We start from the raw sequence: 8,473 nt of genomic DNA on the forward strand, positions 1-8,473 counted from the left end.
AAGAAATAATATATAATTTAGTAGAAATCATAGAAAGGATGGTAATTATATGAATGTTCAATCAGATTGTGAGTCATTATATATAAACTGTATAGAAGAATATAAAAAGAAATATAGTATAGATGATGAAAAGGTTTATGAATTATTTCATGAATATCATATTTTTGAAAATGTTCTCTTACAGCATGAATATTTACATCAAGTAAGTTTTGAAGAAGTATTTCAGTATATTGAAAAACTTATTAAACAAGATTCAAAAAAAATAACAGTGTATCATGGTAGTTGTTTTAAGTTTGATCAAATTAATTTGAATAAATCACATAATCATAGAGATTTTGGTAAGGGATTTTATACAACAGTATTAATGTCTCAATCTAAAGAATGGGCTTATCGATTATCATTAAGAGAGAAAAAGAATAATTATTATGTATATGAATATTTGTTTGAGAAGAAAGATGATTTAAATATTAAATATTTTGATTCATTAAATGAAGAATGGTTAGAATTCATTAAAGAAAATAGAATTAAAGGCGGTTTACAACATCAATATGATGTTGTTATTGGACCAGTAGCAGACGACAATACAATGCAGACAGTACAATTATATATGTCTAATATTCTAACAGCACCAGAAGCAGTAGAAAGATTAAAATATAGTAAAGTTAATAATCAAGTTTCTTTTCATAGTGAAAAATCATTAAGTTGTTTACGATTTATAAGGAGGATGAAATACGATGCATGATATTTACTATTTTAATGGGCAAGATATTACGATGAATGTATGTATTCAAATTCATAGAGTTATTAATCTTATTCAGGAACAAGAAAAAATTGATTTTGAAGAAGCAACGGGAAGGTTTTATCATTCTCAAACGTATAAAACACTTACTCAAGTTGAAAATGGTTTATGGGCAGAAAATGCTGAATATATTTTAGATCGTTATAACGAAGAAAAATAGGATTCCATTAGGAATCCTATTAGTCTTTTAATAGCTCTAAATCATGATTATAAAGCTCAATGTTGACTTCTTCAACGGTTTGTTTTTTTAATAAGCCATTTAATAAAATAAGATCTCTGGCATTATGAGGATATAAGTCACCTGCATTATTCAAAGATAATAAGTGATTTGTTTCTTTTTGGGTTAAATTCATAGCAAGAGCTAATCGATAGATTTTATCCTTTGCATTTTTTCCTTTTTCGCCACGGATAATTTTATAAGCATAAGTTCTTTCTAATCCTGATTTTCGTATAATATCTGCTTCTTTTAAATGATACTTTTTAAACAAATGATGGATATATTCAGAAAAATCCATATCATGAATTTGTTTTAAAAGATCATCAATATCTGCTTCGTTTTTTAAAGAGTTTTCTATTTCTTCTGTTAAAATCATATCATCACCTAAAAATATGATATACTATATTTTACGGAGAGACAAGATATGATAGTTTTAGAATTAGAAGTTATTAAAGAAACACCCCAAAAAAGAATTACATTAGTAAGAGAATTAGATAAAAGAAATATTTATATAAAAAAAGAATTGAAAACATATAATAAAACAATTTGGGAAAAGTTAAAACAATTAGATATAGAAGGAATACCACATATTTATTCAATAGAAGAAAATGAAGACGGTTTAGAAATCATCGAAGAATATTTAGCTTGTCAAACATTATCTGATATTTTAGATGAACATACTTTTTCAAATTTAGAAGCTTATCAAATTATAAAACAATTATGTATTATTTTAGATGTATTGCATCAACAAGATCCACAAATTATTCATCGTGATATTAAACCCGAAAATATCTTTTATGATGGAAAACAAGTCTATCTTTTTGATTTTGATATAGCTAGAAATTATATTGAAAATCAAAAAAGAGATACTACGGTGTTAGGAAGTCAAGGTTATGCAGCTCCTGAACAATTTGGTTTTTATCAAACAGATATAAGAAGTGATATTTATTCTTTGGGAGTTTTATATCATGTTTTACTTACTAATAAGTTGCCTAGAGATTATGACTTACAAGGGATAGAAAAGAGAATAATTGATAAGATGATTGCTATTGATCCTCAAGGCAGATATCAAGATGTAAAAGAAATTATTAAAGATTTAGATCAATTATTTCATATTGAAAAAAAGAAAGAAAAGAAAATCAAACATCCTAATGCTTTACCGGGATTTAGAAGTGGTAAGCTTTGGAAGATGATTGTAGCGATTATGGGTTATCTTTTATTTATATGGATTTTAATAAGTTTTAAGATTGAAAATCAACCAATAAGTCAGTATCAGTATTTTGTTTATCGCTTGATTTTAATTTCTTGGTTTATTATAACACTTTTATTTTCTACAAACTATTTATCTGTTAGGGACTATTTACCTTATTATAAAAATCATGGAATTGCTGTAAAAGTTTTAACAACGATTATTTCTTGGCTTATTTTATTATTTATCTCTATTATTATTGGAACTCTTTTAATGTATCTTTGATTGTGCCCCGAGGGGGCACCTTTTTTTATGTCTTATAAGATACATTATAGATGTAGTCTATTTCTTATAAAGGAGGAAAGTTATGGATATAGAAGATTATCAAGAAAAAGATATATCAGGAAAAATTCTTTATTTAGCATCTTTATTTAAAGGTATTAAGGATCATTTAAAAATCTTAAATGAAATGGATGAACTTACAGGAGTGGAATCACAGATGTTTACGATTTTAAATGATTTGCAACTAGGAATTAATGAATTATGTATCTTGTATGAAAAAATAGAAAAATTAGAGAAATAGACTTCTAAAGAAAGGAAGGGGAAATATGAAAATTTGGAAATTAGTAGCAGGAATTTTATCAATTATTTTTAGTGTGATTGTCTTTTTTCAATCAATGCTTGTTGGAACTGCAAATACACTTTCGTCAAATGGAGAAGTAGGGGGAAGTGCCGGTTTATTTGTTTCTATCTTTATGCTTTCAGGGGGTATTGTTTCAATTGTCATAAGAAATAGCGAAAAAACTACAGGAAATATTGCTTTAGGTATTTTATTTGGTTTAGGAGCTTTCTTAGGCTTTAGTATGGCAGGAAGCTATAGCGATTTAAATATTTGGGCTGGTTGGTGTTTTATTAATATGGGACTTGCGATTGTTTCAGTTGTAAAACTAAGAAAGAGAGGTTATTAAGATGAAAAAGATATTAAGTCTCTGTCTGGTTATATTAACATCGTTTTCTTTATGCGCCTGTAGTAGTGAAGAAAGAAAAGAAACAAATAACCAGACAAAAACAGAAGAAAAAATCTATGGTGTTGGAGAAACAACAACATATAAAAAAGACGGTCAAGAACGTGTTCACTTCACTGTAAATTCAGTAAGTAATACCAGTGATCGCAATGAATTTGCGGATAGTCAACCAGAACAAGTCATTATCATTCATTATTCTTATGAAAATATAGCCAGTGAAGAAGATGTTTATTTTTCAAGTGTTAATTTTAAAGTGATTGATGAAGGAGGTAATGTCTGTGAAACCTACCCTGCATCCATTAATACGTATCCTCAAATGGCCCCTGCCGGGACAAAAAGTGAAGGGGAAGAAGCTTATGGTTTAAAACAACAAAGTTCTAAAATTAAACTAGTTGTTGATTTAGATTATTTTGGAAATAAAGTGACTTATGAACTACCAATTCAATAATAAAGTATGAGAGGTTAGCAATCTATAATAAGTTTAAATTGTAGTTTACTTATTTTAGATTGCTTTTTGTATAAATTTTATTTTTTCAAATTCTTTAATTATTTTAAAAAGAGTTTCTATAGATTCTTGTTTACCATTTGTAATCCAATAGGTACAAATATTAAACAAAGAACCATGATAATAACTAATAAAATAAAAAGCATGTTCGCGTATAAATTTATTTTTATAGTGCTGTGTATAGCCGAGTACGATTTCTGTATTATATTTTGCAATAAGTTCTATAAGATTCCATTTTATAAGAACAAGTAATAATTTACTATTTTTATCAAAGAAAGAAATCATGTCTAGAATATGTTCATCACTATAAACATATTCTAATTGAGAATATTTTTCTTTAAAAATCTGTTTATGTGCTCTTTGGTAAATATATTTAAGAACATCATCTAGATTATTGAAATTATTATAAAAAGCAGTACGGCTAATTTCAGCTTTTTTAGCAAGCTCTTTTATTGTAATTAAATCAAGTGGTTTGTTGTTTAACAATTCAATAAGTGCTTTCGATATTTGATTTTTTGTTTTGATAGCTTTATTCAAAAAAAATCACCTCTCTTTTTTTATAACATAATCTTTACATATTGTCTAAATATGTTCGTATTTATTTGTGAAAAATACATTTTAAAATATAATGAAATTAAGGAGGAATGCTGAAATGAAAGATTATTTTGGTTATCAAGAAAAAATTGTTATTGTTACAGGAGCTAGTTCTGGAATGGGAAAAGCAACAGCAGAGATGTTGGTGGATTTAGGAGCAAAAGTATATGCGCTCGATTGGAATATTTGTGATGTAAAGGGTGTAGAAAAATTTGTGCATGTAGATTTATCAAAAAAAGATTCAATCGATCAAGCGATGAAGGATTTACCAAAACATATTGATTCATTTTTTGGTATAGCTGGAGTTTCTGGTATGAAAAATGATTTTATGACAACGGTAAGTATTGATTTTATTGCGAATAAATATATTTGTGAAAAATATCTTATTCATTCTATGACTGAAAATGGAACAATTGCTTTTATGACTTCAACAGGTGGAAACGGTTGGGAAAAAGAAGAAAATAAAAAATATTATTTAGATGCTATTTCGGCTATTGGATGGGATGCTACGGTGGAATCCATCTTGAAAACAGGATTTCAATATTTACCTGGGACATTAGGATATCCTTTTGCAAAATTAGCAATGAACTATTATACAGCATATTTACAAAAATCTTTTGCTAGTAAGAAAATCAGAGTGAATGCTGTATTACCTGGATCGACAGATACAGGTATGAAAAGTGAATTTACAGAAATGGCGCATGGTGAAGAAGGATTATTATTACATTGTGGATATGCTAATCGTTTAGCATATTCAAAAGAAATGGCTGGTCCTATAGTGTTTTTGAATAGTGAAATGGCAACTTATGCTTCAGGTGTTTTGATGGAAGTTGATTATGGAAATACAGTAGAAGAAAGAGCAAATATTAAACCTGTTCAACAAGTTATTTCTTTAGAAGATATCTACCAAATGATGCAAAAGCAAAGCAAATAATAAAATAACTGTAAACGCTTACAAAAAAGTATTGTTTTTTCCTCTAGGTGAATTTATAATTATATAGTATGGAGGAAGAAAATTATGGGAAGTACTGTCAAAAAAATTGCATTATTATCTGGTGGAGGTGACTGTCCAGGGTTAAACGCTGTTATCCGTACAATTACTAAAACTGCAATCTCTAAATATGGTTATGAAGTGATTGGATTTGTTTATGGTTATAGAGGTTTATACCATAATAATTATGTAGAACTTACTGAAGAATCGGTAGAAGATATTTATAAAGAAGGAGGAACTATTTTATATAGTTCTAATAAAGATAATTTATTTGATTATTTAGTAGATGATGGGCATGGTGGAAAAGTAAAAAAAGATGTTTCTGATGTGGCTGTTGAAAACTTGAAAAAAGATGGTGTTGATGTTTTAGTTATTTTAGGTGGAGATGGAACGCTTACAAGTGCACGTGATTTTTCAAGAAAAGGTGTCAATGTTATTGGTGTACCTAAAACAATGGATAATGATTTAGCAAGTACAGATGTTACTTATGGATTTATTTCAGCAATGTCTGTAGGTACAGAATTTATTGATCGTTTACAAACAACAGCAAAATCACATCATCGTGTTATTTGTTGTGAATTAATGGGCAGAGATGCTGGATGGATTACTTTATACGCAGGTCTAGCAGGAAATGCTGGAGTATGTTTAATTCCAGAAATTCCATTTACCATTGAAAATATTGCTAAAGCAATTAAGAAACGTGATGAAATGGGATTACCTTATACAGTAGTAGCTGTTGCTGAAGGAGCAAAATATGCTGATGGAACAAAAGTTATTGGTAAAATCGTAGAAGATAGTCCAGATCCAGTACGTTATTCAGGATTAGCTGCTAAAGTAGCTGATGATCTTGAAAAAGTAATTCCAAATCATGAAGTACGTTCTGTCAATCCAGGACATATTATTCGTGGTGGAGATATTACAGCATATGATCGTATTTTATCAATTCGTTATGGTGTGGCTGCAGTTGAACTTATTAATGAAGGTAAGTTTGGTAATGTTGTTACAATCAATGGTGATAAGATGGGATATACTTCATTAGAAGAAGTAATTGGTGCTGCTAAGGTTGGTCAACAAAAACATGTTGATCCAAATGGAGAACTTGTTAAAGCAGCTAAAGCAATTGGCATTTCATTTGGTGATGAATAATAATAGTAAAAAGAAGTTTCTTGATGAAACTTCTTTTTTATTGGACAAATAATCCAATAGAAATCAAGGTTTATATCATGTATAATACTTTTAGTAGTACATAATAATACAGATTAGGAAGTGAGTTGATTGTATGAAGTTAATACCTACAGGAATTGAAAATTTTAAAACGATGATTGATAAAAATGCATATTATGTAGATAAAACAAATCTAATTGCAGATATCTTAAATGAACAAGTTGTTTTGTATACAAGACCTCGAAGATTTGGTAAGACACTTAATATGTCTATGCTGTATTATTTCTTTTCTATCAAAGAAAAAGAAAATGCTTATTTATTCAATGATTTATATATTTCAAAAAATAAGGAAGCTTTAGAACATCAAAACAAGTATCCAACAATTTTCATTTCTTTAAAAGAAATGAAAAATTTAACTTTTGATGCACAAATTTCATCTTTTTCGAGTATCATTTACGAATTATTAGAAAAAAACTTAGAAATATTATCAGCTTCTCAATTAACTGATGCGACAAAGAAAAAACTAAATAGTTTGCATGATGAAACAACATCAATTGAAGATTTAAAATTTTCATTAAGGATTATATCTAATGCCTTATATACTTACTATCATCAAAAAGTCATTATTCTTATTGATGAATATGATGTTCCATTACAATCAGCTTATCAAAATAATTATTATGATGAAATGGTTGATTTTTTAAGAAGTGTCTTTTCTTCAGCGCTTAAAACAAATGATGCTCTAGAAAAAGGAATTATGACAGGATGTCTTAGAATATCTAAAGAAAGTATCTTTACTGGTTTAAACAACTTTAAAACTTATTCATTATTAGATGAAATGAATGAAGAATATTTTGGCTTTAATGAAAATGAAGTCAAACAGTTATTAGAAGATTATCAATTATCATCTTATATGGATGAAGTCAAAGAATGGTATGATGGTTATCTATTTGGAAATATAGAAATCTATAATCCTTGGAGTACACTCATGTATGTTGATAAAAAATCACATTTTTCTTCATATAAACCTACTTCCTTTTGGGCAAATACTAGTGGTAATGATCTTGTAGTCAATTATATCCAAAATGGAAGTGATGAACTTCATGAAGAATTTGAACAATTGATTCAAGGCAAATCCTTAGAAAAATACATCAAGCCAGAACTCACTTATCGAGAAATGGATCATATCAATAATATTTATAGTTTTCTTTTACTTACAGGTTATTTAAGAGTTATTGAAGATTTAGGAGAAAACAAATATAAACTGGTTATACCAAATAAAGAAGTCTATGAAATCTATAAACAATCTTTTATGAGTTATTTTGAAGATTATACTTTTGTAAGAAAAGAAGATTTCTATCAATGTCTTGTTAGAGAAGATGTTGATCAAGCTAATGAAATATTAGGGGATATCTTATCAAGAAGTATCAGTTACTTTGATAATCAAGAATCTTTCTATCATGGATTTCTAGTAGGACTCTTCAGTGGTAAAAAAATCAAGTCAAATAGAGAAGCCATGAATGGAAGATTTGATTTATGTATTTTACCTAAACAAATCTTTCAAACGGCGCTTATCTTAGAATGCAAACATTCTAAGAGTGTTAAAGAACTTGTAAGTGACGCAAAAGAAGGAGCAAAGCAAATCATTGATAATAAATATGAAGATGAAATTATTAATGATGGTTATTTACATGTAAAAGGATATGGGATATCCTTTTATAAGAAATACTGTTATATTGTTAAAGCAGAAAACAGTTAAATATACATCACTTAGGAATAGCGGCTTTATGAAATAACATGATATTTTTAAAACGAAGCTAATTAGATAACATGAGGTTTTTTCGGCGCTCTAAATAATCGAGTGCTTTAGCGAAATTCGCTCTAAATTATTAGGGGGATATTGATGTGGAATCAGTATTCCCTCTAAAATATTCAGTGCTTTTTTAAGAGGAAAATTAGGATGATGTCTGGTCCTGGTTTTCCTCCTTT

The 8,473-nt window shown here is 28.1% G+C and carries 11 protein-coding genes; 9 read left to right on the top strand and 2 right to left on the bottom strand.

The window, feature by feature from the left end; genetic code table 11:
* The first annotated feature begins 49 nt into the window (after nt 1–49).
* Complete coding sequence (locus tag OCV55_RS05285; RefSeq protein ID WP_147580014.1) at nt 50–742, top strand: DUF3990 domain-containing protein; 693 nt, start codon at nt 50–52, stop codon at nt 740–742.
* Nucleotides 735–959, top strand: coding sequence for a hypothetical protein (locus OCV55_RS05290; RefSeq protein ID WP_117849853.1), 225 nt, complete (start codon nt 735–737; stop codon nt 957–959). Before OCV55_RS05285 ends, OCV55_RS05290 begins: the two co-directional genes overlap by 8 nt.
* A gap of 19 nt (nt 960–978) precedes the next feature.
* Here the strand turns inward: OCV55_RS05290 and OCV55_RS05295 are convergent, their stop codons facing one another.
* Nucleotides 979–1,392, bottom strand: coding sequence for a hypothetical protein (locus OCV55_RS05295; protein WP_147580015.1), 414 nt, complete (start codon nt 1,390–1,392; stop codon nt 979–981).
* A gap of 48 nt (nt 1,393–1,440) precedes the next feature.
* Here OCV55_RS05295 and OCV55_RS05300 point away from each other — a divergent pair, with 48 nt between their 5' ends.
* The 4 genes from OCV55_RS05300 (at nt 1,441) to OCV55_RS05315 (ending at nt 3,678) form a co-directional block, all read left to right on the top strand.
* Nucleotides 1,441–2,490, top strand: coding sequence for a serine/threonine protein kinase (locus OCV55_RS05300; protein WP_147580016.1), 1,050 nt, complete (start codon nt 1,441–1,443; stop codon nt 2,488–2,490).
* Nucleotides 2,491–2,572: 82 nt separating this feature from the next.
* On the top strand, nt 2,573–2,788 hold the full coding sequence (locus OCV55_RS05305; protein WP_106988152.1) for a hypothetical protein: 216 nt from the start codon (nt 2,573–2,575) through the stop codon (nt 2,786–2,788).
* Nucleotides 2,789–2,813: 25 nt separating this feature from the next.
* Nucleotides 2,814–3,173 carry a hypothetical protein gene (locus OCV55_RS05310; RefSeq protein ID WP_032091346.1) on the top strand — a complete coding sequence of 120 codons (360 nt, stop codon included), beginning with the start codon at nt 2,814–2,816 and terminating at the stop codon, nt 3,171–3,173.
* A 1-nt stretch (nt 3,174) separates the two neighbouring features.
* Nucleotides 3,175–3,678: a DUF4352 domain-containing protein gene (locus tag OCV55_RS05315; protein ID WP_147580017.1), complete on the top strand. Its 504-nt coding sequence runs from the start codon at nt 3,175–3,177 to the stop codon at nt 3,676–3,678.
* A 54-nt stretch (nt 3,679–3,732) separates the two neighbouring features.
* On the opposite strand, the gene OCV55_RS05320 is transcribed toward OCV55_RS05315, so the two are convergent.
* The gene (locus OCV55_RS05320) at nt 3,733–4,272 is read right to left on the bottom strand and encodes a TetR/AcrR family transcriptional regulator (RefSeq protein WP_032091344.1); all 540 of its coding nucleotides are present in this window, start codon (nt 4,270–4,272) and stop codon (nt 3,733–3,735) included.
* 115 nt (nt 4,273–4,387) lie between these two features.
* On the opposite strand from OCV55_RS05320, the gene OCV55_RS05325 reads away from it, so the two are divergent.
* The 3 genes from OCV55_RS05325 (at nt 4,388) to OCV55_RS05335 (ending at nt 8,243) form a co-directional block, all read left to right on the top strand.
* Entirely contained in the window at nt 4,388–5,263 is an 876-nt protein-coding gene (locus OCV55_RS05325) for an SDR family oxidoreductase (RefSeq protein ID WP_267309824.1), read from the top strand.
* 84 nt (nt 5,264–5,347) lie between these two features.
* Complete coding sequence (locus OCV55_RS05330; protein WP_032091342.1) at nt 5,348–6,466, top strand: 6-phosphofructokinase; 1,119 nt, start codon at nt 5,348–5,350, stop codon at nt 6,464–6,466.
* A 133-nt stretch (nt 6,467–6,599) separates the two neighbouring features.
* Nucleotides 6,600–8,243 (top strand): AAA family ATPase, encoded by a 1,644-nt coding sequence (locus tag OCV55_RS05335; RefSeq protein WP_147580019.1) that lies wholly within the window; start codon nt 6,600–6,602, stop codon nt 8,241–8,243.
* Nucleotides 8,244–8,473 lie beyond the last annotated feature (230 nt).

The organism is [Clostridium] ammoniilyticum, assembly GCF_025566905.1.
In the GTDB taxonomy this organism is placed as follows: Bacteria; Bacillota_I; Bacilli_A; order Erysipelotrichales; family Coprobacillaceae; genus Faecalibacillus; species Faecalibacillus intestinalis.

Coding starts and splice junctions, on each gene's coding strand:
- OCV55_RS05285 (WP_147580014.1), top strand. CDS start 50: ATGAATGTTCAATCAGATTGTGAGTCATTATATATAAACTGTATAGAA.
- OCV55_RS05290 (WP_117849853.1), top strand. CDS start 735: ATGCATGATATTTACTATTTTAATGGGCAAGATATTACGATGAATGTA.
- OCV55_RS05295 (WP_147580015.1), bottom strand. CDS start 1,392: ATGATTTTAACAGAAGAAATAGAAAACTCTTTAAAAAACGAAGCAGAT.
- OCV55_RS05300 (WP_147580016.1), top strand. CDS start 1,441: ATGATAGTTTTAGAATTAGAAGTTATTAAAGAAACACCCCAAAAAAGA.
- OCV55_RS05305 (WP_106988152.1), top strand. CDS start 2,573: ATGGATATAGAAGATTATCAAGAAAAAGATATATCAGGAAAAATTCTT.
- OCV55_RS05310 (WP_032091346.1), top strand. CDS start 2,814: ATGAAAATTTGGAAATTAGTAGCAGGAATTTTATCAATTATTTTTAGT.
- OCV55_RS05315 (WP_147580017.1), top strand. CDS start 3,175: ATGAAAAAGATATTAAGTCTCTGTCTGGTTATATTAACATCGTTTTCT.
- OCV55_RS05325 (WP_267309824.1), top strand. CDS start 4,388: ATGAAAGATTATTTTGGTTATCAAGAAAAAATTGTTATTGTTACAGGA.
- OCV55_RS05330 (WP_032091342.1), top strand. CDS start 5,348: ATGGGAAGTACTGTCAAAAAAATTGCATTATTATCTGGTGGAGGTGAC.
- OCV55_RS05335 (WP_147580019.1), top strand. CDS start 6,600: ATGAAGTTAATACCTACAGGAATTGAAAATTTTAAAACGATGATTGAT.